Source organism: Streptomyces uncialis (assembly GCF_036250755.1).
Classification (GTDB): domain Bacteria; phylum Actinomycetota; class Actinomycetes; order Streptomycetales; family Streptomycetaceae; genus Streptomyces; species Streptomyces uncialis.
The window spans coordinates 2,340,644-2,362,470 of sequence record NZ_CP109583.1 but is presented as its reverse complement, the minus strand read 5'-3'; the positions used below and the strand labels follow the sequence as shown (position 1 = coordinate 2,362,470).

At 70.7% G+C, this 21,827-nt stretch carries 16 protein-coding genes; 10 read left to right on the top strand and 6 right to left on the bottom strand.

Annotated features, from left to right (window positions below; translation table 11 throughout):
* Positions 1-33 precede the first annotated feature (33 nt).
* Both OG711_RS09665 and OG711_RS09660 read left to right on the top strand, forming a co-directional pair.
* Positions 34-960 carry a carbohydrate ABC transporter permease gene (locus OG711_RS09665; protein WP_073789650.1) on the top strand — a complete coding sequence of 309 codons (927 nt, stop codon included), beginning with the start codon at positions 34-36 and terminating at the stop codon, positions 958-960.
* On the top strand, positions 960-1,880 hold the full coding sequence (locus tag OG711_RS09660) for a carbohydrate ABC transporter permease (RefSeq protein WP_073789655.1): 921 nt from the start codon (positions 960-962) through the stop codon (positions 1,878-1,880). The genes OG711_RS09665 and OG711_RS09660 overlap by 1 nt, the downstream gene beginning before the upstream one ends.
* 153 nt (positions 1,881-2,033) lie before the next feature.
* Here OG711_RS09660 and OG711_RS09655 read toward each other — a convergent pair whose 3' ends face one another.
* Complete coding sequence (locus OG711_RS09655; protein ID WP_266507374.1) at positions 2,034-2,549, bottom strand: response regulator transcription factor; 516 nt, start codon at positions 2,547-2,549, stop codon at positions 2,034-2,036.
* 734 nt (positions 2,550-3,283) lie between these two features.
* Between OG711_RS09655 and OG711_RS09650 the strand changes: the two genes are divergently transcribed.
* From OG711_RS09650 to OG711_RS09620, 7 genes are all read left to right on the top strand, one after another.
* Positions 3,284-4,492 (top strand): ROK family transcriptional regulator, encoded by a 1,209-nt coding sequence (locus OG711_RS09650; protein ID WP_073789660.1) that lies wholly within the window; start codon positions 3,284-3,286, stop codon positions 4,490-4,492.
* Positions 4,493-4,613: 121 nt separating this feature from the next.
* A complete protein-coding gene (locus tag OG711_RS09645) occupies positions 4,614-5,732 on the top strand; it encodes an ABC transporter substrate-binding protein (RefSeq protein WP_245876823.1) in 1,119 nt (372 codons plus the stop codon).
* Between the two features lie 217 nt (positions 5,733-5,949).
* On the top strand, positions 5,950-6,729 hold the full coding sequence (locus tag OG711_RS09640; protein WP_266507371.1) for an ATP-binding cassette domain-containing protein: 780 nt from the start codon (positions 5,950-5,952) through the stop codon (positions 6,727-6,729).
* Positions 6,726-8,093, top strand: coding sequence for a sugar ABC transporter permease (locus tag OG711_RS09635; protein ID WP_079184740.1), 1,368 nt, complete (start codon positions 6,726-6,728; stop codon positions 8,091-8,093). The genes OG711_RS09640 and OG711_RS09635 overlap by 4 nt, the downstream gene beginning before the upstream one ends.
* Before the next feature lie 1,049 nt (positions 8,094-9,142).
* On the top strand, positions 9,143-11,065 hold the full coding sequence (dxs, locus tag OG711_RS09630; RefSeq protein ID WP_329559066.1) for a 1-deoxy-D-xylulose-5-phosphate synthase: 1,923 nt from the start codon (positions 9,143-9,145) through the stop codon (positions 11,063-11,065).
* A gap of 129 nt (positions 11,066-11,194) precedes the next feature.
* A complete protein-coding gene (locus tag OG711_RS09625; RefSeq protein ID WP_329559065.1) occupies positions 11,195-12,754 on the top strand; it encodes an amino acid permease in 1,560 nt (519 codons plus the stop codon).
* A 113-nt stretch (positions 12,755-12,867) separates the two neighbouring features.
* Positions 12,868-13,242, top strand: coding sequence for a PIN domain-containing protein (locus OG711_RS09620; RefSeq protein ID WP_266507365.1), 375 nt, complete (start codon positions 12,868-12,870; stop codon positions 13,240-13,242).
* A gap of 217 nt (positions 13,243-13,459) precedes the next feature.
* Here OG711_RS09620 and OG711_RS09615 read toward each other — a convergent pair whose 3' ends face one another.
* The 5 genes from OG711_RS09615 to OG711_RS09595 all read right to left on the bottom strand — a co-directional run bounded on the left by OG711_RS09615 (position 13,460) and on the right by OG711_RS09595 (position 20,512).
* Positions 13,460-15,592, bottom strand: coding sequence for a 3-hydroxyacyl-CoA dehydrogenase NAD-binding domain-containing protein (locus tag OG711_RS09615; protein WP_329559064.1), 2,133 nt, complete (start codon positions 15,590-15,592; stop codon positions 13,460-13,462).
* Positions 15,589-16,809: a thiolase family protein gene (locus OG711_RS09610; RefSeq protein ID WP_073789676.1), complete on the bottom strand. Its 1,221-nt coding sequence runs from the start codon at positions 16,807-16,809 to the stop codon at positions 15,589-15,591. Before OG711_RS09610 ends, OG711_RS09615 begins: the two co-directional genes overlap by 4 nt.
* Before the next feature lie 280 nt (positions 16,810-17,089).
* Complete coding sequence (locus OG711_RS09605; RefSeq protein WP_073789678.1) at positions 17,090-18,382, bottom strand: ribonuclease D; 1,293 nt, start codon at positions 18,380-18,382, stop codon at positions 17,090-17,092.
* A 77-nt stretch (positions 18,383-18,459) separates the two neighbouring features.
* Complete coding sequence (locus OG711_RS09600) at positions 18,460-19,122, bottom strand: response regulator transcription factor (RefSeq protein ID WP_030687574.1); 663 nt, start codon at positions 19,120-19,122, stop codon at positions 18,460-18,462.
* 718 nt (positions 19,123-19,840) lie between these two features.
* Entirely contained in the window at positions 19,841-20,512 is a 672-nt protein-coding gene (locus tag OG711_RS09595; protein WP_073789680.1) for a DUF3000 domain-containing protein, read from the bottom strand.
* Between the two features lie 103 nt (positions 20,513-20,615).
* Between OG711_RS09595 and hemE the strand changes: the two genes are divergently transcribed.
* On the top strand, positions 20,616-21,692 hold the full coding sequence (hemE, locus tag OG711_RS09590; protein ID WP_266507347.1) for a uroporphyrinogen decarboxylase: 1,077 nt from the start codon (positions 20,616-20,618) through the stop codon (positions 21,690-21,692).
* Positions 21,693-21,827 lie beyond the last annotated feature (135 nt).

Below are 21,827 nucleotides of genomic sequence, written 5' to 3'. Positions count from 1 at the left end.
GCGGCACCCGCGGAAAGATCGGGGTCGGTAGCAATGCAGCACGGTAAGTACCGGTTCATCGTGGGATTCCTAGTGATCCCGATGACGTTGTACACACTCTTCGTCATCTGGCCGTTCATCCAGTCCATCTTCTATTCCTTCACGAACTGGACCGGCCTGAGCCCGGACTTCGAGATGGTGGGCTTCGACAACTACAGCAGGATGTTCGAAGACGACATCTTCTGGAGATCGTTGCAGCACAGCATGTTGTTCGCGTTGCTGCTGCCGCTGGTGACACTCAGCCTGGCGCTTTTCTTCGCGTTTATGATCAACGTCGGAGGAAGGCGCCGCAAGGGCGGCCCCGTGGTCAGCGGGGTACGTGGCTCGGGCTTCTACAAGATCGTCTATTTCTTCCCGCAGGTCCTGTCGATCGCGATCGTCGCCCTGCTCTTCCAGTTCGCCTACAACCCGCAGAGCGGGGCCCTGAACTCCACTTTCAAGGCGATCGGACTCGACGACCTCCAGCCGGTGTGGCTGGGGGACCCGGATCTCGCGCTCTGGTGCGTGATGGCGGTACTCGTCTGGTCCACGGTCGGATTCTTCGTGGTCCTCTTCTCCGCCGGAATGGCGTCGATCCCGACCGAGCTGTACGAGGCCGCGCTGCTCGACGGCGCCAGCAGGATCACGACCTTCTTCAGGGTCACCCTGCCGCTGCTGTGGGACACGGTCCAGTCCGGCTGGGTCTACATCGGTGTCCTGGCGCTCGGCGCCGAGTCGTTCGCGGTCGTACAGATCATGACGATCGGCCCCGGCGGCCCGGACTACTCCACCACCGTCATGGTGCTGTACGTGTACCAGAAGGCGTTCCGTGACGGCCAGGCCGCCTACGCAACCACGATCGGTGTCGCTCTGCTCGTCGTGACCCTGGCCTTCGCGGCCATCGTGATGAAGCTGGGCCGGCGCGAGCGGCTGGAGTTCTGATGAAGACCACTGAGACCCCCACCGCCCCGGATGCCGTTCCCGCGCCCCGGGTCAGCAAGCAGGACGGACGCCCGCCGCGTCCGAAGGAGAAGTCCGAGGGCCAGGTCCTCAACGTCTTCTCGCACGGCATCCTGATCGTCTGGGCGATCCTGGTGGTGATGCCGCTGCTCTGGGCGGTGATGACCTCCTTCAAGGACGACGCGGCGATCTTCAACTCGCCCTGGTCGCTCCCGACCTCGCTGAACTTCGACAACTGGTCGAGGGCCTGGAGCCAGGCCCGTATGGCCGACTACTTCCTGAACACCATCATGGTGGTGGGCGGGTCGCTGATCGGCACCCTGGTCCTCGGTTCGATGGCGGCCTATGTGCTGGCCCGGTTCGAGTTCCCGGGGAACCGGTTCCTCTACTACCTGTTCGTCGGTGGTATGAGCTTCCCGGTGATGCTGGCCCTGGTGCCCCTGTTCTACGTCGTGAACAACATGGGGCTCCTGAACACCATCCACGGTCTGATCCTGGTGTACATCGCCTACTCACTGCCGTTCACGGTGTTCTTCCTGACCTCCTTCTTCCGCAGCCTGCCCAGTTCGGTGGCGGAGGCGGCGTTCGTGGACGGGGCCACCCACACCAGGACGTTCTTCCAGATCATGCTGCCGATGGCGCGGCCCGGTCTGATCAGCGTCGGCATCTTCAACTTCCTGGGCCAGTGGAACCAGTACATGCTGCCCACCGTGCTCAACAGCGACCCGGAGAACCGGGTGCTGACCCAGGGCCTGGTGCAGCTCTCCGTCTCGCAGGGCTACAAGGGTGACTGGTCCGGCCTCTTCGCCGGTCTCGTCATGGCGATGCTGCCGGTGCTCGCCGCGTACATCGTCTTCCAGCGCCAGGTGGTCTCCGGCCTCACGGCCGGCGCCCTGAAGTAACAAGCACCACTCCGGAAGGGGTCCGAGGCGCGAAGCCCCGGGCCCCTTCCGTCGTATCCGGCTTCCGCCGTACCCGGCACGTACGACGCGTGGAACCGCGCACCCGTGGAACCCGCGGGTGAAGCGGGGGCGGACCAGGTCCGCCCCCGTGCGTCACACCCCGGAAGGGGTCGCGGGCCCGCATGTCGCGAGCTGCGCCTCCCAGGCGAGCCGCGCCGCCAGTGTCCGGTTGGGCGTGCCCAGCCGGTCCAGGATCGTCTGGACATGATCCTTGACGGTCGCGGTGCCGACGGAGAGGACCTCGGCGATCTCGGGGTTGGTCATTCCCTCGCTCATCAGCGTCAGCACCTCCTGCTGCCGGGGCGTCAGTCTCTCCCGGACCTCCTGGAGCGCGCGGTTGCCGTGCTCCCGCGCACCACCGCGCAGATAGCCCGTCACCACCGTCCGGGCGAGCTGCGCGGGCAGCGACCACCCTCCGGAGGCGACGGTTCTGACGGCATGGGCGAGTGCTGCCGCCCCGCCGTCACGGTCGGTGATGCCGAGTGCCCCGGCCTCCAGCAGTCCGTGCAGCGAGATCCGCTCCTGCGCGGGGATCAGCAGCAGCACGGGCGGGGTGCCCATCCGCCGCAGCCGTCCCAGCGCGGTGAGCACCTGATCATGCCCGCGCACACTGCCCAGCAGCACTACCTGCGGGCGAACATGGCGCAATTGCGCCGTCGCCTCATGCACCTTTCCGGAGACAGTGACCTTGATGTCCGCTTCAGTAGCTAAAACGGCTTCGATCCCTGCTCGATACACTTCGCTGTCGTCAAACAGCCCTATGTCGATCACGGCCCCCCCGGGTCTCATGAACGCATGTGTCCATACGTAGAACGTGGTCAGGTATACGTCTACACCACTGGAGTGACATTGCGCCCCACCGATCGGGGGGTGACCGGGGGATCGCCCCCGCCGATCGGTGGTGCCGGACCCTCTGGGCGACCCCAGCGAACCCCTGCCCGCCCCCCGTCCTCCGAAGGGCGGAGGGGGTGCCATGTACGGGGCCGTCCGGTTCCCGTGGATCGCACCGAATTCCCCCGGACGGTCGTACAGGGGTGGGTATCAGCCGCGGACGGCTACCGGGCGGGTCCGCGCTGGACAAACCGGGGCGCCCGTGCTGTCCGGACCGCGCGACGGGTGCCGCGGGCCCGGGGCGGGTCCGGGAAGACCTCGCGGCAGCGGTCCGGGGGCCTTGGGGTACTTGATGCGATTCGTCACCGATTTCCCTCAAGGACTTGACTGCGGTAACCCGTTCGGCGGAGCTTGGTGTTCATGACTTGTACACAGCCCGGTTCCGCTTCACCGACCCGGGCACTGGGGCGGCGCACCGTGGCCGCCCCCGGGAAACAGGAGTGGATGGGCCGATGGAGACTCCGGGTTCGCAGTCGTCGTTGCACCGGGCCAATCTGGAACGCGTGGTCCGGGCCGTACGGCTGGCGGGCTCCCTCACCCAGGCGGAGATCGCCCGGGGCACAGGACTGTCGGCGGCGACCGTCTCGAACATCGTCCGCGAGCTGAAGGACCAGGGAAAGGTCCAGGTCACCCCCACCTCGGCGGGTGGCAGGCGGGCCCGCAGCGTCTCCCTCAGCGGGGACGCGGGCATCGTCGTCGGGGTCGACTTCGGACACACCCACCTCCGGGTGGCGATCGGCAACCTCGCCCACCAGGTGCTCGCCGAGGAGTCCGAACCGGTGGACGTCGACGCCTCCGCGCAGGACGGCTTCGACCGCGCGGAACGGCTGGTCGACCGGCTGATCGAGGCCGCCGGACTGGACCGCGCCAAGATCACCGGCCTGGGCCTCGGGGTCCCCGGCCCCATCGATCTGGTCACCGGCACCCTCGGGTCCACCTCGATACTGCCCGGCTGGGTCGGCACCAGGCCCGCCGAGGAACTGGGCGGCCGGCTCGGCATCCCCGTCCACGTCGACAACGACGCCAACCTCGGCGCCCTCGGCGAACTCGTCTGGGGCAGCGGGCGGGGCGTCAAGGACCTCGCGTACATCAAGGTCTCCAGCGGGGTCGGCGCCGGACTGGTGATCAACGGGGAGATCTACCGGGGCCCCGGCGGCACCGCCGGGGAGATCGGGCACATCACCCTCGACGAGTCCGGCCCGGTCTGCCGCTGCGGCAACCGCGGCTGCCTGGAGACGTTCACCGCCGCCCGCTACGTCCTGCCCCTGCTGCGCTCCAGCCACGGCCCCGATCTGACCATGGAGCGCGTCGTCAGGCTGGCCCGCGACGGCGACCCCGGATGCCGCCGGGTCGTCGCGGACGTCGGCCGCCACATCGGCACCGGAGTGGCGAGCCTGTGCAATCTGCTGAACCCGAGCCGGATCGTCATCGGCGGTGACCTGGCGGAAGCCGGTGAACTGCTGCTCGGCCCGGTACGCGAATCCGTCGGCCGGTACGCGATACCGAGCGCGGCACGGCAGCTCTCCGTACTGCCCGGCGCGCTCGGCGGCCGGGCCGAGGTGCTGGGCGCGCTCGTGCTGGCGCTCACCGAGATGGACGCGTCCACTCTTCTGGACGCGTCCGTTCCCGTGAACGGGCGGACCACTCCCGCCTTCACTTAGTTCACACATGGCACCGTTGTCGTCTCGTTAAGGCTTAACTCCTTGACGCTTGTGGTGGGGCCGAGTTGACTGCCAGCCACCTCGGCCGCAATGACGCGGCCCCGTCAGGGAGGTATCTGTGGTGAACACGCGTACGCGTCGGGCGGCCATGGCCGCTGTCGTCACGGCCGCGGCTGTCACACTGGCCGCCTGCGGCAGTGCCAAGGAATCCGGCCGTCAGTCCGACGGCAGCCGGAGCCCGAAGAAGAGCGACTCACTGAAGATAGGTCTGCTCCTGCCGGAGAACCAGACCGCCCGGTACGAGAAGTTCGACAAACCCCTCATCGAGAAGCGCGTCAAGGAACTCACCGACGGCAAGGCGGACGTCAGGTACGCCAACGCCAAGCAGGACGCCACCGTGCAGAACCAGCAGGTCGACACGATGATCACGAACAAGGTCGACGTGCTCGTCCTGGACGCCGTCGACTCCAAGGCCATCGCCGGGGCCGTCCGCAAGGCCAAGGAGGCGGACATCCCCGTCGTCGCCTACGACCGGCTGGCCGAGGGCCCGATCGACGCGTACACCTCCTTCGACAACGAGGAGGTGGGCCGTGTCCAGGGAAAGGCCCTGGTGGCGGCCCTCGGTGACAAGCCCAAGGACGGCCGGGTCGTCATGATGAACGGCTCCGTCACCGACCCCAACGCGGCCCTGTTCAAGGCGGGCGCCCACGAGGAACTCGACGGCAAGGTGACCATAGGCCGGGAGTTCGACACCAAGGAGTGGAAGCCGGAGAACGCCAACTCCAACATGGAGAGCGCCATCACCGCCCTCGGCAAGGGCGAGATCATCGGCGTCTACTCCGCCAACGACGGCATGGCCGGCGGCATCATCCAGGCCCTCAAGGCCGCCGGTGTCTCCCCACTGCCGCCGGTCACCGGCCAGGACGCCGAACTCGCCGGGGTCCAGCGCATCGTCGCCGGTGAGCAGTACATGAGCGTCTACAAGCCGTACGCGCCCGAGGCGGACGCCGCCGCCGAGATGGCCGTCGCCCTGGCCAGGGGCGAGAAGCTCGACACCCTCACCCAGGACACCGTCGACAGCCCCACCACCAAGGGCGTCCCGTCCGTCCTCGTCCCCGTCGTCGCGCTGACCAAGGACAACATCAAGGACACCGTCCTCAAGGACGGCGTCTACTCCGTCGCGGAGATCTGCACCGCCAAGTACCGGGCCGACTGCGACAAGCTCGGTCTGACGGACTGACCCGCCCCATGGCAGGCGGCCCACGGGCCGCGCGGGTCCCCGGCGGGACCCGCCCCCGTCCGGTGTCCCGTCACCGACGCCCCGCGAGCACGGACAGGGCACCGGACCACCCAGGGCCGCACGGCCACCGCACGAACCCGTCCTTCCCCTCAGCTCCGCGCCCGGCCCCCAAGGCGCGGTACCCCCGCCGGTCAGGCGGTGAAGGAGATGGTGCCACGTGTCCGCAACCCCCGTGCTGGCGCTGCGCGGGATCTCGAAACGCTTCGGAGCCGTCCAGGCGCTCACCGAGGTCGAACTAGAGGTCCACGCCGGTGAGGTGGTCGCCCTTGTCGGCGACAACGGCGCCGGGAAGTCCACCCTCGTCAAGGCGATCGCCGGGGTCCACCCCGTCGACGGCGGCGCCATCGAATGGCGTGGCGCCCCCGTCCGGATCGACAAGCCCCATGACGCGCAGGAACTGGGCATCGCCACCGTCTACCAGGACCTCGCGCTCTGCGACAACCTCGATGTCGTCGGCAACCTCTTCCTCGGCCGGGAGCTGCGCCGGTACGCGGTCCTCGACGAGGTCGAGATGGAACGCCGCTCCCGTGAACTGCTGACCACCCTCTCCATCCGCATCCCGAGCGTCCGCATCCCGATCGCCTCGCTGTCCGGCGGCCAGCGCCAGACCGTCGCCATCGCCCGCTCACTGCTCGGGGACCCGGGCCTCGTGATCCTCGACGAGCCGACCGCCGCCCTCGGCGTCGAACAGACCGCGCAGGTGCTCGACCTGGTGGAACGGCTCCGCGAACGCGGCCTCGCGGTCATCCTGATCAGCCACAACATGGCCGACGTCAAAGCCGTCGCGGACCGGGTCGCCGTACTGCGGCTCGGCCGCAACAACGGCTTCTTCCCGATGGCCACCACCTCCCAGGAGGAGATCGTCTCCGCGATCACGGGCGCCACCGACAACGCGGTGACCCGGCGCGCGGCACGCGGCGAGGAGGCGGTCCGATGAGCACCGACAACCTGAACGGTCCGGCCCCCGACCCCGCCGCCGACCTGCGGAAGACCCCCGCCCCGGCGGACACCGCCACCCCGTCCGACGCCCCGGCCGCGGTGCTCACCCCGGTCGACGCGCCCGCGCCCGCCCGGGGCGCGGTGACCGTGACCGACCCCCGGCTGCTGGTCCGCGAACAGGGCTTCGGCGGCTACGCGGCGGAGTTCCGCCGACGGCTCGGCTCCGGCGAGCTGGGCTCCGTCCCCGTGGTCGTCGGGCTCGTCGTCATCTGGGCCGTCTTCCAGTCCCTCAACCCCGCCTTCCTCTCGGCGGAGAACCTCTCCAACATCTCCGTCGACATCGCCGGTACGGGGCTCATCGCCGTCGGCGTCGTCTTCGTCCTGCTGATCGGCGAGATCGACCTCGCGGTCGGCTCGGTCAGCGGACTGGCCGGCGCCGCCTTCGCGGTACTGAGCGTCAGCCACGGAATGCCCGAGTGGCCCGCGCTGATCCTCGCGATCCTCACCGGTACCGCCGCCGGGGCCGTCCACGGCTTCTTCTTCGCCCGGATCGGCGTACCCGCCTTCGTCGTCACCATGGCCGGGCTGCTCGCCTGGAACGGGCTCATGCTCCAGATCCTCGGCGCGAACGGCACCATCAACCTCGACGACGCCGGGCTCGTCGCCCAGCTCACCCGCTACTACTTCACCGACATCGCCGCCGCCTACGGGCTCGCGACCGTCGCCGTCGCCGGGTACTTCCTCTCCGCCCTGCACGCCGCCCGCAAACGCGACGCCGCGGGCATCCCCTCCCGGCCGCTGAGCGAGCTGGCGCTGCGCGCGGGCGTGCTGGCAGTGCTGTGCTACTCCGCCGCGTATCTGCTCAACCAGTACAAGGGCCTGCCGCTGGCCCTGGTGATCTTCGTGGGTGTGGTCGTCGTCACGGACCTCGTCCTGCGCCGCACGGCCTTCGGACGCCAGGTGTTCGCGCTCGGCGGGAGCATCGAGGCGTCCCGGCGGGCGGGGATCGATGTCACCGCGGTCCGGATCACGGTTTTCGCGATCTCGGGGACGCTGGCCGCGATGGGCGGCCTCATGATCGCGTCGAAGATCGCCGCGGCGAACCAGGGCGCGGGGGCGGGTGACCTTCTGATGAGCTCGATCGCCGCCGCGGTGATCGGCGGGACGAGCCTGTTCGGGGGGCGGGGCCGGACCTGGTCCGCGCTGCTCGGCGTACTGGTGATCGTCTCCATCCAGAAGGGCCTCCAGCTGGAGTCCATCGCGGAACCGGTCAAGTACATGATCACGGGCGGCGTCCTCCTGGCGGCGGTCGTGATCGACTCGGTCTCCCGCCGCACCCAGAAGGCAGCGGGTCGCGTGTAGCTGACCTTCGAGGTACTCCCACCTGGACGTACCTGTCCCTGTGCGGGCCGTCCGGGGGTGCGCAGTTCCCCGCGCCCCTGGATGCTGCCCCCTTGCGGTCGCTCTTCGGGTGCGGGGCCGTCCTCGTCTTTGCGCAGTTCCCCGCGCCCCTGAGGTGCTGCCCCGTTGCGGTCGCTCTTCGGGTGCGGGGCCGTCCTCGTCTTTGCGCAGTTCCCCGCGCCCCTGGGGTGGTGCCCCATTGCGGTTGTCCCTCGGGTGCGGGCCGTCCTCGCTTTTGCGCAGTTCCCCGCGCCCCTTTGGGGGCGCCACCTGGGGCTGTTCTCTGTCTGCGGGGACGGGGTTGGACCATCCTCCTCGTGCAGGCGCTCGGCTGCGGGAGGGGGTGGGCGGGAATCTCTGCCCGCAGACTCCGATGCTCTTCAGTCGGGCAAGGGAACGTCTTACCGAGCGTGTCGGATCGAGGACGGAGAATCCCGACCGGCACCGACCCAAAAGACCGGCAGAACGCGCCCCAAAGGGGCGCGGGGAACTGCGCGAAAACGAGGGCGCACCCGCACCCGAAGGGCGACGGACCGGGGCAGCATCCAGGGGCGCGGGGAACTGCGCACCCCACGAGCGACGGCGCAGGAACGGAGTGCGTCCCGCCGGACGGACCTGGGAGGCGCGCAAGCGAAGGCGGCCCGCGGGGAACTGCGCGAAAACGAGGGCGCACCCGCACCCGAAGGGCGACGGACCGGAGCAGCATCCAGGGGCGCGGGGAACTGCGCACCCCACGAGCGACGGCGCAGGAACGGAGTGCGTCCCGCCGGACGGACCTGGGGAGCGCAAGCGAAGGCGGCCCGCGGGGAACTGCGCGAAACCACCGAACCACGGCACAGGAACGGAGTACGTCCAGCCGGACGGACCCCGGAAGCGCAACCGAAGGGGCAACCCTTCGAACAAAGTACGACCGGAGGCGAAACCTCGGGGCGCAAGCGAAGGCGACCCGCGGGGAACATTAGACTCGACAGACCCGGCAAAGGTCGATGCTCTATTGCAAGGAGGCACGGGTGCCGTTGCTGACCCGCATCACGGGACCGCGCGATCTGGACCGGCTCACCCCGGATGAGCTGACCGAGCTCGCCGGAGAGATCCGGACCTTCCTGGTCGAGGCGGTGTCCAAGACCGGCGGCCACCTCGGCCCCAACCTCGGTGTGGTCGAGCTGACCATCGCCCTGCACAGAGTCTTCGAGTCGCCCAAGGACCGTGTCCTGTTCGACACCGGCCACCAGAGCTACGTCCACAAGCTTCTCACCGGCCGCCAGGACTTCAGCGGCCTGCGCGCCAAGGGCGGCCTGTCGGGCTACCCCTCCCGCGCGGAGTCCGAGCACGACGTCATCGAGAACAGCCACGCCTCGACCGTCCTCGGCTGGGCCGACGGCCTCGCCAAGGCGAACCAGGTCCTCGCCAAGGACGACCATGTCGTCGCCGTGATCGGTGACGGCGCGCTCACCGGCGGTATGGCCTGGGAGGCGCTGAACAACATCGCCGCCGCCAAGGACCGCCCCCTGGTCATCGTCGTCAACGACAACGAGCGCTCCTACGCGCCGACGATCGGCGGCCTCGCGGACCATCTGGCGACCCTGCGCACCACGGACGGCTACGAGCGCTTCCTGGCCCGCGGCAAGGACCTCCTGGAGCGCACCCCGGTCGTCGGCCGCCCCCTGTACGAGACGCTGCACGGCGCGAAGAAGGGCCTCAAGGACTTCATCGCCCCGCAGGGCATGTTCGAGGACCTGGGTCTCAAGTACGTCGGCCCCATCGACGGCCATGACATCGAGGCCCTGGAGTCCGCGCTGTCCCGCGCGAAACGGTTCGGCGGCCCCGTCATCGTGCACTGCCTCACCGAGAAGGGCCGGGGCTACCAGCCCGCCGAGGAGGACGAGGCGGATCGTTTCCACGGCATCGGCCCCATCCACCCCGACACGGGCCTGCCCATCGCCGCGGGCGGTATGGACTGGACGTCCGTCTTCGGCGAGGAGATGGTCAAGCTCGGTCACGAGCGGCCGGACATCGTCGCGATCACGGCGGCGATGCTCCAGCCGGTCGGCCTGAAGCGGTTCGCGCAGACGTTCCCCGACCGGGTGTACGACGTGGGGATCGCCGAACAGCACGCCGCGGTGTCCGCCGCCGGGCTGGCGACGGGCGGACTGCACCCCGTCTTCGCGGTGTACGCGACCTTCCTCAACCGGGCCTTCGACCAGCTCCTCATGGACGTCGCCCTGCACAAGTGCGGGGTCACCTTCGTCCTGGACCGGGCCGGGGTCACCGGTACCGACGGCGCCTCCCACAACGGCATGTGGGACATGTCGATCCTCCAGTGCGTCCCGAACGTACGGATCGCCGCGCCCCGGGACGCCGACCAGGTCCGGCTCCAGCTGCGCGAGGCCGTCGAGGTGGACGACGCCCCGACCGTGGTCCGCTACTCCAAGGGCGCCGTCGGCCCCGCCGTCCGCGCGCTGCGCAAGGTCGGCGGGATGGACGTGCTGCGCGAGCCGGGCGCCGACCGGCCCGATGTCCTGCTGGTCTCCGTCGGCGCGCTCGCGCCGATGTGCCTGGAGATCGCGGACCTGCTGGACAAGCAGGGCATCTCCACGACCGTGGTGGACCCCCGCTGGGTCAAGCCGGTGGACGAGGCGATGGCCCCGCTCGCGGAAGGCCACCGGGTCGTCGTCACCGTCGAGGACAACTCCCGCGCCGGAGGTGTCGGCTCCGCCGTCGCCCAGCATCTGCGGGACGCCGGTGTCGACGTACCGCTGCGTGACTTCGGTATCCCGCCGCGCTTCCTCGACCATGCCTCCCGCAAGGAGGTCATGGCGGAGATCGGGCTGACGGCCCCCGACATCGCCCGCCAGGTCACCGGTCTGGTGGCCCGGCTCGACGGCCGTTACGAAGGCGCCGCCGCCGGAGCCGTGGAGAGCGCCCGCGACTGACCCGAGCCGTGGACACGGGCCGGTGCCTTCCCCGCCAGGGGCGGGGCACCGGCCCGTATCCGTACCCGCCCACCCCGTACGGGTGAACCCCCGCGCGCCGGAGCTTGACCACTGGCAGCCCTCTCGATCATGTCGGGGACGACAAGCGTGGGAGGTACGTCTGTGAGCAGCACTCTCTTCCGGACGAAGACCGTCGAACAGTCCATCCAGGACACCGAGGAACCGGAACACGCGCTCAAGAAATCGCTGTCCGCCCTCGACCTGACCGTGTTCGGTGTCGGCGTCATCATCGGGACGGGCATCTTCGTCCTGACCGGGAAGATCGCCAAGGAGAACGCGGGCCCCTCGGTCGCCCTCAGCTTCGTCGTCGCGGGCGTCGTGTGCGCCCTCGCGGCCCTGTGCTACGCCGAGTTCGCGTCGACGGTCCCGGTCGCCGGGTCGGCGTACACCTTCTCGTACGCGTCGCTGGGGGAGTTCCCCGCCTGGCTCATCGGCTGGGACCTGATCCTGGAGCTGGCGCTGGGCTGTGCGGTGGTCGCGGTCGGCTGGTCCGGGTACATCCAGTCGCTGCTGGACAGCGCGGGTCTGCGTATGCCGCAGCCGCTGTCCGGGACGCACGGCGGGGAGTTCGGCTTCGATCTGCTGGCGTGTCTGCTGGTGCTCGTCCTGACCTGCGTCCTGGTGGTGGGTATGAAGCTGTCGTCACGGGTCACCGGGGTGGTCGTGGCGATCAAGGTCACGGTCGTCCTGATCGTCATCGTCGTCGGCGCCTTCTTCATCACCGGCTCCAACTACGACCCGTTCATCCCGCCGGCCGAGCACACCAGCGGCAGTTCCGACATCACCGCGCCGCTGATCCAGCTGATGTTCGGCTACACCCCGACCAACTTCGGGGTGATGGGCATCTTCACCGCCGCGGCCGTGGTGTTCTTCGCGTTCATCGGCTTCGACATCGTCGCCACCGCCGCCGAGGAGACCCGCAACCCGCAGCGGGACGTGCCCCGCGGCATCCTCGGCTCGCTGCTGATCTGCACGGTCCTCTACGTCGCCGTGTCCATCGTCGTCACCGGGATGCAGAAGTACACGGACCTGACGGTCGACGCCCCCCTGGCGGACGCCTTCAAGGCCGTGGGGCACCCCTTCTGGGCGGGTCTGATCAGCTTCGGGGCCGCGGTCGGCCTCACCTCGGTCTGCATGATCCTGCTGCTCGGGCAGACCCGGGTCTTCTTCGCGATGAGCCGGGACGGGCTGATCCCGCAGACCTTCTCCAAGGTGCACCCCCGCTTCGGCACCCCGTACCGTTCGACGATCCTCCTCGGGGGCGTCGTGGCGATCGTCGCGGGCTTCACCTCGATCAGCGAACTCGCCGAACTGGTCAACATCGGCACCCTGTCCGCGTTCGTCGTGGTCGCCGCGGGCATCATCCTGCTCCGGCGCAGCCGGCCCGATCTGCACCGCGCGTTCCGCACCCCGCTGGTCCCCTGGATTCCCGCGCTGTCCATCCTGGCCTCGCTGTGGCTGATGCTGAACCTGCCCGCCGAGACCTGGCTCCGCTTCGGCGCCTGGATGGTCATCGGCGTGGTCGTCTACTTCTTCTACGGCCGTCATCACAGCCGCCTCGGCAAGGGCATGCCGCGCCGTCCCACCCCACCGGCCAAGGGCGACGACAGCCAGATCCCGTACCCGTGACCGCAGGAACAGCCCTGTGGACAACCTCCCGGGACGCCCCGCCGGACGCGATGATGGGTGTTCCGGTCCGGCGCGCGGCACCGGGCGGCCGGGGAAGGGAGCGTGTCCGGCGGATGACGACACTGCTGATCGTGGACGGGGCGAACGTCGTGGGGTCGGTGCCCGACGGCTGGTGGAAGGACCGCAGGGGCGCCGCCGAGCGGCTGCGCGACCGGCTGGCCCGGCAGGCGGCGAAGGGCGTCGAGGGGCTGCCGGGGCCGGTCGAGATCGTGCTGGTCGTCGAGGGCGCCGCCAAGGGGGTCGCGCCGGTCCCCGGGGTCCGGGTGGACGAGGCGCCGGGCAGCGGGGACGACCGGATCGTGGAGCTCGCCGCCGGGGCGCGGAGCGCGCCGGGGGAGTGCGTGGTGGTCACCGCCGACCGTGAGCTGAGGGAGCGGGTGAGCGCGGTGGGAGCCCGTACGGTCGGCCCCCGCACGGTGTACGGATAGGCCCCGGCCGGTGCGGGGACAGCCGCGGGCGGTGTACGAGTGGTGGGCCGGGCGGTGCACGGACGGGTCCCGGGCGGTGTACGGACGGGTCCCGGGCCGGGCAGCCGCCGCCCCGCCCCCGGGCATGCGCCAGGGGCGGCACGGAGACCCCGTACCGCCCCTGCCACGACGTGTCCGCCGGTGTCCGCCGGTGTCCGCCGGTCGTCCGTCCGGTCCGCTACTCGGGGACGCTCGCCAGGCCCGGCGCCAGGAACGGCTTGCCGTTGACCCGCTCGCTGACGCCCGCGCGGTCCAGGTACGGGGTGATGCCGCCCAGATGGAAGGGCCAGCCCGCGCCGGTGATCAGGCACAGGTCGATGTCCTGCGCCTCGGCGACGACACCCTCGTCCAGCATGAGCCCGATCTCCTGGGCCACCGCGTCCAGGACCCGCGCCCGCACCTGCTCCTCGGTCAGCACGGTGTCGCCCTGCACCAGCAGCGCGGCGACCTCGGGGTCCAGCTCCGGGGTGCCGGAGTCATGGACGTAGAAGCCGCGCTTGCCCGCCTTGACCACGGCGGCCAGGTTCGGGGAGACGGTGAAGCGGTCGGGGAACGCGCGGTTCAGCGTCTCGGAGACATGCAGACCGATCGCGGGTCCGACCAGCTCCAGCAGGACCAGCGGCGACATCGGCAGCCCCAGCGGCTCGACGGCCTTCTCCGCCGCGACGACGGGCGTGCCCTCGTCGATGACGTTCTGGATCTCGCCCATGAAGCGCGTCAGGATGCGGTTCACCACGAACGCCGGGGCGTCCTTGACCAGTACCGCGGTCTTCCGCAGCTTCTTCGCCACGGCGAACGCGGTGGCCAGCGAGGCGTCGTCCGTCTGCTCGCCGCGCACGATCTCCAGCAGCGGAAGGATCGCCACCGGGTTGAAGAAGTGGAAGCCCACGACCCGCTCGGGGTGTTTCAGCCCGGCCGCCATCTCGCTCACGGAGAGGGACGAGGTGTTCGTCGCGAGGATCGCGTGCGCCGGGACGACGGCCTCGACCTCGGCGAACACCCGCTGCTTGACGCCGATCTCCTCGAACACGGCCTCGATGACGAAGTCCGCGTCGGAGAAGCCCTCCGCCTTGTCCAGCACCCCGCTGACCAGGCCCTTGAGCCGGTTGGCCTTGTCCTGGTTCACCCGGCCCTTGAGCAGCAGCTTGTCGATCTCGGCGTGGACGTAACCGACGCCCTTGTCGACCCGCTCCTGGTCGATGTCGGTCAGCACGACCGGCACCTCAAGGCGGCGCAGAAACAGCATCGCGAGCTGCGAGGCCATCAGGCCCGCGCCCACCACACCGACCTTGGTGACGGGCCGCGCGAGGCTCCTGTCGGGGGCGCCGGCGGGCCGCTTGGCGCGCTTCTGCACCAGGTTGAACGCGTAGAGCCCGGCGCGCAGTTCCCCGCCCATGATCAGATCCGCGAGGGCCTGGTCCTCGGCGTCGAACCCGGCCTGGAGGTCACCGTCCTTGGCGGCGGCGATGATGTCGAGCGCGCGGTACGCGGCGGGCGCCGCCCCGTGCACCTTGGAGTCCGCGACGGACCGGCCCCGGGCCACGGCCCGGTCCCATCCCTCGCCGCGGTCCACCTCGGGCCGCTCCACGGTGACCGAGCCGTTCAGCACCCCGGCGGTCCAGACCAGCGACCGCTCCAGGAAGTCGGCGCCGTCGAAGAGGGCGTCGGCGATCCCCAGCTCGAAGACCTGGGCGCCCTTGAGCTGGCGGTTCTGGTTGAGCGAGTTCTCGATGATCACCGAGACGGCCTTGTCCGCGCCGATCAGGTTCGGCAGCAGCGCGCAGCCGCCCCAGCCGGGTACCAGCCCGAGGAAGACCTCCGGCAGCGAGAACGCGGGCACCGCCCGGGAGACGGTGCGGTACGAGCAGTGCAGCCCGGCCTCGACCCCGCCGCCCATCGCCGCGCCGTTGTAGTACGCGAACGTGGGGACGGCGAGGGAGGCGAAGCGCTTGAAGACATCGTGGCCGCCCTTGCCGATGGCGAGCGCGTCCTCGTGCCGCTTCAGCAGCTCGACACCCTTGAGGTCGGCGCCGACGGCGAAGATGAACGGCTTGCCGGTGAGCCCGGCACCCACGATCGTCCCGGCGGTGGCCTCCTGCTCGACCTGGTCGAGCGCGGCGTCCAGATTGGCCAGCGACTGCGGGCCGAAGGTGGTCGGCTTGGTGTGGTCGAAGCCGTTGTCCAGGGTGATCAGCGCGAACCGGCCGGCGCCGTCGGGCAGCTCCAGATGACGGACGTGCGCCTGGGTGACGACCTCGTCCGGGAACAGTTCGGCCGCGCCCTTGAGCAGTTCGGTGGTGGACGTGCTCACTTGGTGCCTCCGTCGAAGTGCGGGTTCTCCCAGACGACCGTCGCGCCCATGCCGAAGCCGACGCACATGGTGGTGAGGCCGTAACGGACCTCGGGCTGCTCCTCGAACTGCCGGGCGAGCTGGGTCATCAGCCGGACCCCGGAGGACGCCAGCGGGTGCCCGTAGGCGATGGCGCCGCCGTACTGGTTGACCCGGCTGTCGTCGTCGGCGATGCCGTAGTGGTCGAGGAAGGCGAGCACCTGCACGGCGAACGCCTCGTTGATCTCGAACAGTCCGATGTCGGAGATCGACAGGCCCGCCTGGGCGAGCGCCTTCTCGGTCGCCGGGATCGGTCCGTACCCCATCACCTCGGGCTCGACACCGGCGAAGGCGTACGACACCAGCCGCATCCGGACCGGCAGGTCATGGGCGCGCGCGAAGTCCTCGGCGGCGATCAGCGAGGCGGTGGCGCCGTCGTTCAGCCCGGCCGCGTTGCCCGCGGTGACCCGCCCATGGGTACGGAAGGGAGTCTTCAGACCGGCCAGCGTCTCCAGCGTCGTGCCGGGCCGCATCGGCTCGTCCTGGGTGGCGAGCCCCCAGCCGGTCTCCCCGGCCTCCGGGCTGGTCCGCCGTACCGAGACCGGCACCAGGTCCTGCTGGATCTTGCCGTCGGCGTACGCCTTGGCGGCCTTCTCCTGCGAGCGCACCGCGTACTCGTCGGCCCGCCGCTTGGTGAGATGCGGGAACCGGTCGTGCAGGTTCTCCGCGGTCATCCCCATGAACAGCGCCGACTCGTCGACCAGCTTCTCGCTGACGAACCGGGGGTTCGGGTCGACGCCCTCACCCATCGGGTGCCGCCCCATGTGCTCGACACCACCGGCCACGACGATGTCGTACGCGCCGAAGGCGATCGATCCGGCGGTGCTCGTGACGGCCGTCAGCGCGCCCGCGCACATCCGGTCGATCGAGTACCCGGGTACGGACTGCGGCAGGCCCGCGAGGATGCCGGCGGTGCGGCCGAGGGTCAGCCCCTGGTCACCGATCTGGGTGGTGGCCGCGATCGCCACCTCGTCGATCTTCGCCGGGTCGAGGCCCGGGTTGCGGCGCAGCAGCTCCCGGATCGCCTTCACGACGAGGTCGTCGGCCCGGGTCTCGTGGTAGATGCCCTTCGGGCCCGCCTTGCCGAACGGGGTACGGACACCGTCGACAAAGACGACATCCCTGACGGTACGAGGCACGATGGCTCTCCTCCAGACGCGAACTGGCACGACACGGCCCACCTCGCCGAAGGCACCGGCGCACCGCGGTACCCACATGCTACTTGCGGGTAACCAGACTGCCCAGTCCCCCCGCCGCGAGCGGCGTACATCACACCGGCCCCCGCGCGGGGCGGACGCGCCGGAGCCGGTGCGCCGGAGCGGCGAAGTGGCCGCTCCGGGACAGGCCCGCTCCGGCAGATGTGCCGCGTCCGGCAGTGCGTCCGGTCAGGGATGCGTCAGTTCCGGCGGGTGCGTCCGGTCAGGGATGCGCCGCCAGCGACTCCGTCAGCACCGGGGTGACCTGCTCGACCTGCCACTCGCGGGCGCCCAGCGCCCGCAGCGCGTCGCCCACCGACTCCACCGACACGACCACGGGCGGCTCCCAGCACACCCGGCGCACCGTGTCCGGGGCGATCAGGTTCTCCTGGGGCATCCCGAGCCGCTCGGCCACCTCCGACACCCCGGCCCGCGCCGCGGACAGCCGCGCCGCCGCGGCGGGGTCCTTGTCCGCCCAGGCCCGCGGCGGCGGCGGTCCGGCCACCGTCAGACCAGGCTGTGGCAGCTGTGTCTCGGGCAGCGCCCGGGCCCGCTCCACCGCCGCCTGCCACTGTTCGAGCTGCCTGCGCCCGGTCCGGCTGCCGAACCCGGGCAGCGCCCCGAGCGCCCGTACGGTCAGCGGCAGCGCGAGCGCGGCCTCCACGATCGCGGTGTCGCCCAGCACCTTCCCGGGCGACACGTCCCGCCGCTGGGCGATCCGGTCCCGCGCCTCCCACAGCTCCCGGACGACCGCCATCTGACGGCGCCGCCGCACCTTGTGCATGCCGGAGGTCCGCCGCCAGGGGTCCTTGCGCGGGGGCGCGGGCGGGGCGGTGGCGATCGCGGCGAACTCCTGGCGCGCCCAGTCGAGTTTGCCCTGGCGCTCCAGCTCCTCCTCCAGGGCGTCCCGCAGATCGACCAGCAGCTCCACGTCCAGCGCGGCGTAACGGAGCCAGGGCTCGGGCAGCGGGCGGGTGGACCAGTCGACGGCGGAGTGGCCCTTCTCCAGGACGTAGCCGAGGACGCCCTCGACCATCGCGCCGAGTCCGACCCGGGGGAATCCGGCGAGCCGGCCCGCCAGCTCCGTGTCGAACAGCTCGGTCGGCCGCATGCCTATTTCCCGCAGGCACGGCAGATCCTGGGTCGCGGCGTGCAGCACCCACTCGGTGCCGTCGAGCGCGTCCCCGAGCGCGGTGAGATCGGGGCAGGCCACCGGGTCGATGAGCGCGGTCCCGGCGCCCGCGCGGCGCAGCTGCACGAGATAGGCGCGCTGCCCGTAGCGATAGCCGGACGCGCGTTCCGCGTCGACCGCGACGGGTCCGCTGCCCGCCGCGAAGGCGGCGATCACGTCCGCCAGGGCGCCCTCGTCGGCGACGACCGGCGGAACACCCTCGCGCGGCTCCAGCAGCGCGATCGGTGCTCCGTCCTCGGTGACGCCGGTGACGCCGTCGTCCGGAGGGGCGCCCCCGGTGGTTCGCAGTGATGTGTCTGCTGCGGTCTCTTGGGCGTCTGTCACCTGTCAAGGGTACTTGCGAAAACACCGCGCCCGCCGACGGAACGTTCCGTCGGCGGGCGCGGTGCGGGTGAGAAGGGTCAGTGGATGATCCCCGTACGCAGGGCCACGGCCACCATCCCGGCACGGTCGCCCGTGCCGAGCTTGCGGGCGATCCTGGCGAGGTGGCTCTTCACGGTCAGGGCGGACAGGCCCATCGAGACGCCGATGGCCTTGTTGGACTGGCCTTCGGCGACCAGCCGCAGCACCTCGACCTCGCGTCCGGACAGTTCTCGGTAGCCGCCCGGGTGGCTCGGGGCACCCGGGGGGCGGCGGTGCATACGGGCCGCGGCGGACCCGATCGGAGCGGCACCCGGCCGGGTGGGGAGCCCGACATTGGTACGGGTGCCGGTGACGACATAGCCCTTGACGCCGCCCGCGAGGGCGTTGCGGACGGCGCCGATGTCATCGGCGGCCGAAAGGGCGAGGCCGTTGGGCCAGCCCGCGGCACGGGTCTCGGAGAGAAGGGTGAGGCCGCTGCCGTCGGGAAGATGGACGTCGGCGACGCAGATGTCTCGGGGATTGCCGATACGGGGCCGGGCCTCGGCGATGGACGACGCCTCGATGACATCGCGCACCCCGAGCGCCCACAGGTGGCGGGTGACGGTGGAGCGGACGCGCGGGTCGGCCACGACGACCATGGCGGTCGGCTTGTTCGGACGGTAGGCGACCAGGCTTGCGGGCTGCTCAAGGAGAACGGACACAAGGCCCTCCTGGGGTGGCGGGACGGGGCCGGCTCTGGGGATGAAGCCGGGACGAACCGTGCTTTCAAGGTCACAGACCTCTTCGGCATCAAACCCGGTCGCCTTTAGAGAAAGATCACGAATTCGTGAGAACATTTCGTGCAATTCGGACACGCGATCGATCATCGTGAGAGTCGTGTTCGCTTGCGCTTCCGAGGTTCGTCCGGCTGGGCGTACTTGTCCCTGTGCCGTCGTTCGTCGCTTTCGCGCAGTTCCCCGCGCCCCTGAAGAGGCACTCCTCTCCTCTCGCAGGCGCCCGGCTGCGGGAGGGGGTGGGCGGGAATCTCTGCCCGCAGACTCCGACGCCACCAGTACAGCCACTGGACGTCGTACCGAGCGCGTTGGAGCGAGGACGGAGAATCCCGACCGGCCCCGCCCCGAAAGACAGCAGAACGCGCCCCAAAGGGGCGCGGGGAACTGCGCAAAAGACGAGAACCGCCCCGCACCCGAAGAGCGACCGCAAAGGGGCAGCACCCAGGGGCGCGGGGAACCGCGCACCCACCGAGCGACGGCACAGGGACAAGTGCGCCCGGCACAGGAAACCTCGGCGGCGCGAGCGAAGGCGACCCGCGGGGAACCGCGCACCCCACGAGCGACGGCACAGGGAGAAGTGCGCCCGGCACAGGAAACCTCGAAGGCGCAAGCGAAGGCGACCCGCGCAGCCGCACCGGGACGGGGATCAGGCCGGGCGGGGCCCCCTGCGCTGGGGGAGGGTGACCACCGAGGCGTCGGGCGCCGGCGCCGGGGTCGGGGGAAGCCCCGCCACCTGGCACAGCAGATCGCACCAGGCGGCCAGGTGCGCCGCGGTGTCGGGCACCCCGCCGACGCCCTCCCGGGGCGTCCAGGACGCCCGGATCTCGATCTGGGAGGCGGGCGCCCGCTCCGCCAGCCCCCCGAAGTAGTGCGACCCCGCCCGGGTCACCGTGCCGCTCGGCTCCCCGTACGACAGCCCCCGGTCCTCCAGCGCCCCGGTCAGCCACGACCAGCACACCTCCGGCAGCAGCGGATCCGCGGCCATCTCGGCCTCCAGCTCCGCCCGGACCAGGGTGACCAGCCGGAACGTGCCCTGCCAGCCGTCGTGACCGTCGGGGTCGTGCAGCAGCACCAGCCGGCCGTCCGCGAGATCCTCGTCGCCCTCGACGACCGCGGCCTCCAGCGCGTACGCGTGCGGCGCGAGCCGCTTGGGCGCCGGGGTCGGATCGACCTCGATCCCCGGCCGCAGCCGCGCCGCGCGCAGCGCGTCGACCGCCGAGCGGAACGCCGGGGGGCCCGGGTCCGTCTCCCGTGTCGCCCCCTCGCCGTTGTCCGTCCCGCCCGTGCCGTCCGACAGTCGTTCCTGAGCCGCAGCCATGCCCGGAAGAGTAAGGGGAACCCGCGCCCGGCGCAGGGAGAGACACCCGCACGCGTGAGGGCTGTCCGGATCGCGACCCTGTCCGCGTGGGAGACTTTGCGGCGTGAGTGCCAACGACATCCCCACGAACCAGCCGACAGCGACGCGAGACGGCGTCAAGGATTCCGCGTTCCTGAGGGCGTGCCGCCGTGAACCGGTGCCGCACACCCCGGTCTGGTTCATGCGCCAGGCGGGCCGCTCCCTGCCGGAGTACCGCAAGGTGCGCGAGGGCACCGCCATGCTCGACTCCTGCATGCGTCCCGACCTGGTCACCGAGATCACCCTTCAGCCCGTGCGCAGGCACGACGTCGACGCCGCGATCTACTTCAGCGACATCGTCGTCCCCCTGAAGGCCATCGGGATCGACCTCGACATCAAGCCCGGTGTCGGCCCGGTCGTCGAGCGCCCGATCCGTACCCGCGCCGACCTCGACCGGCTGCGTGACCTCACGCCCGAGGACGTCTGGTACGTCACGGAGGCCATCGGGCTGCTCACCGCGGAACTCGGCCCGACCCCGCTGATCGGCTTCGCGGGCGCGCCCTTCACCCTGGCCAGCTATCTCGTGGAGGGCGGCCCGTCCCGCAACCACGAGCACACCAAGGCCCTCATGTACGGCGACCCGCAGCTGTGGGCCGACCTGCTGGACCGGCTCGCCCGGATCACCTCGGCGTTCCTGAAGGTCCAGATCGAGGCGGGCGCGAGCGCCGTCCAGCTCTTCGACTCCTGGGTCGGGGCCCTCGCGCCCGCCGACTACCGCCGTTCGGTGATGCCCGCCTCCCGCAAGGTGTTCGAGGCGGTAGAGGGCTACGGCGTCCCGCGTATCCACTTCGGCGTCGGCACCGGGGAACTGCTCGGGCTGCTCGGTGAGGCCGGGGCCGATGTCGTGGGCGTCGACTGGCGTGTCCCGCTGGACGAGGCCGCCCGCCGGGTCGGCCCGGGCAAGGCGCTCCAGGGCAACCTCGACCCCGCGGTGCTGTTCGCCACCCCGGAGGCCGTCGTCGCCAAGACCACCGAGGTGCTCGACGCGGCCCGTGGGCTGGAGGGCCATATCTTCAACCTCGGCCACGGTGTCCTGCCCGACACCGACCCCGACGCCCTCACCCGGCTGGTGGCGGACGTGCACGCGCGCACCGCCCGCTGACCCGACCGGGCCGGTACGACAAGCGCTGACATGACTGCCCCGGCACGGCCGTGCCGGGGCAGTCGTATCGGTCGGCGGCGACCCTTGATGTCCGTCCGGGGCCGCCGCCAATCGTTCAGTTCCGGCCGTTCTCGC

Coding starts and splice junctions, on each gene's coding strand:
- OG711_RS09665 (WP_073789650.1), top strand. CDS start 34: ATGCAGCACGGTAAGTACCGGTTCATCGTGGGATTCCTAGTGATCCCG.
- OG711_RS09660 (WP_073789655.1), top strand. CDS start 960: ATGAAGACCACTGAGACCCCCACCGCCCCGGATGCCGTTCCCGCGCCC.
- OG711_RS09650 (WP_073789660.1), top strand. CDS start 3,284: ATGGAGACTCCGGGTTCGCAGTCGTCGTTGCACCGGGCCAATCTGGAA.
- OG711_RS09635 (WP_079184740.1), top strand. CDS start 6,726: ATGAGCACCGACAACCTGAACGGTCCGGCCCCCGACCCCGCCGCCGAC.
- OG711_RS09625 (WP_329559065.1), top strand. CDS start 11,195: ATGTCGGGGACGACAAGCGTGGGAGGTACGTCTGTGAGCAGCACTCTC.
- OG711_RS09620 (WP_266507365.1), top strand. CDS start 12,868: ATGACGACACTGCTGATCGTGGACGGGGCGAACGTCGTGGGGTCGGTG.
- OG711_RS09595 (WP_073789680.1), bottom strand. CDS start 20,512: ATGGCTGCGGCTCAGGAACGACTGTCGGACGGCACGGGCGGGACGGAC.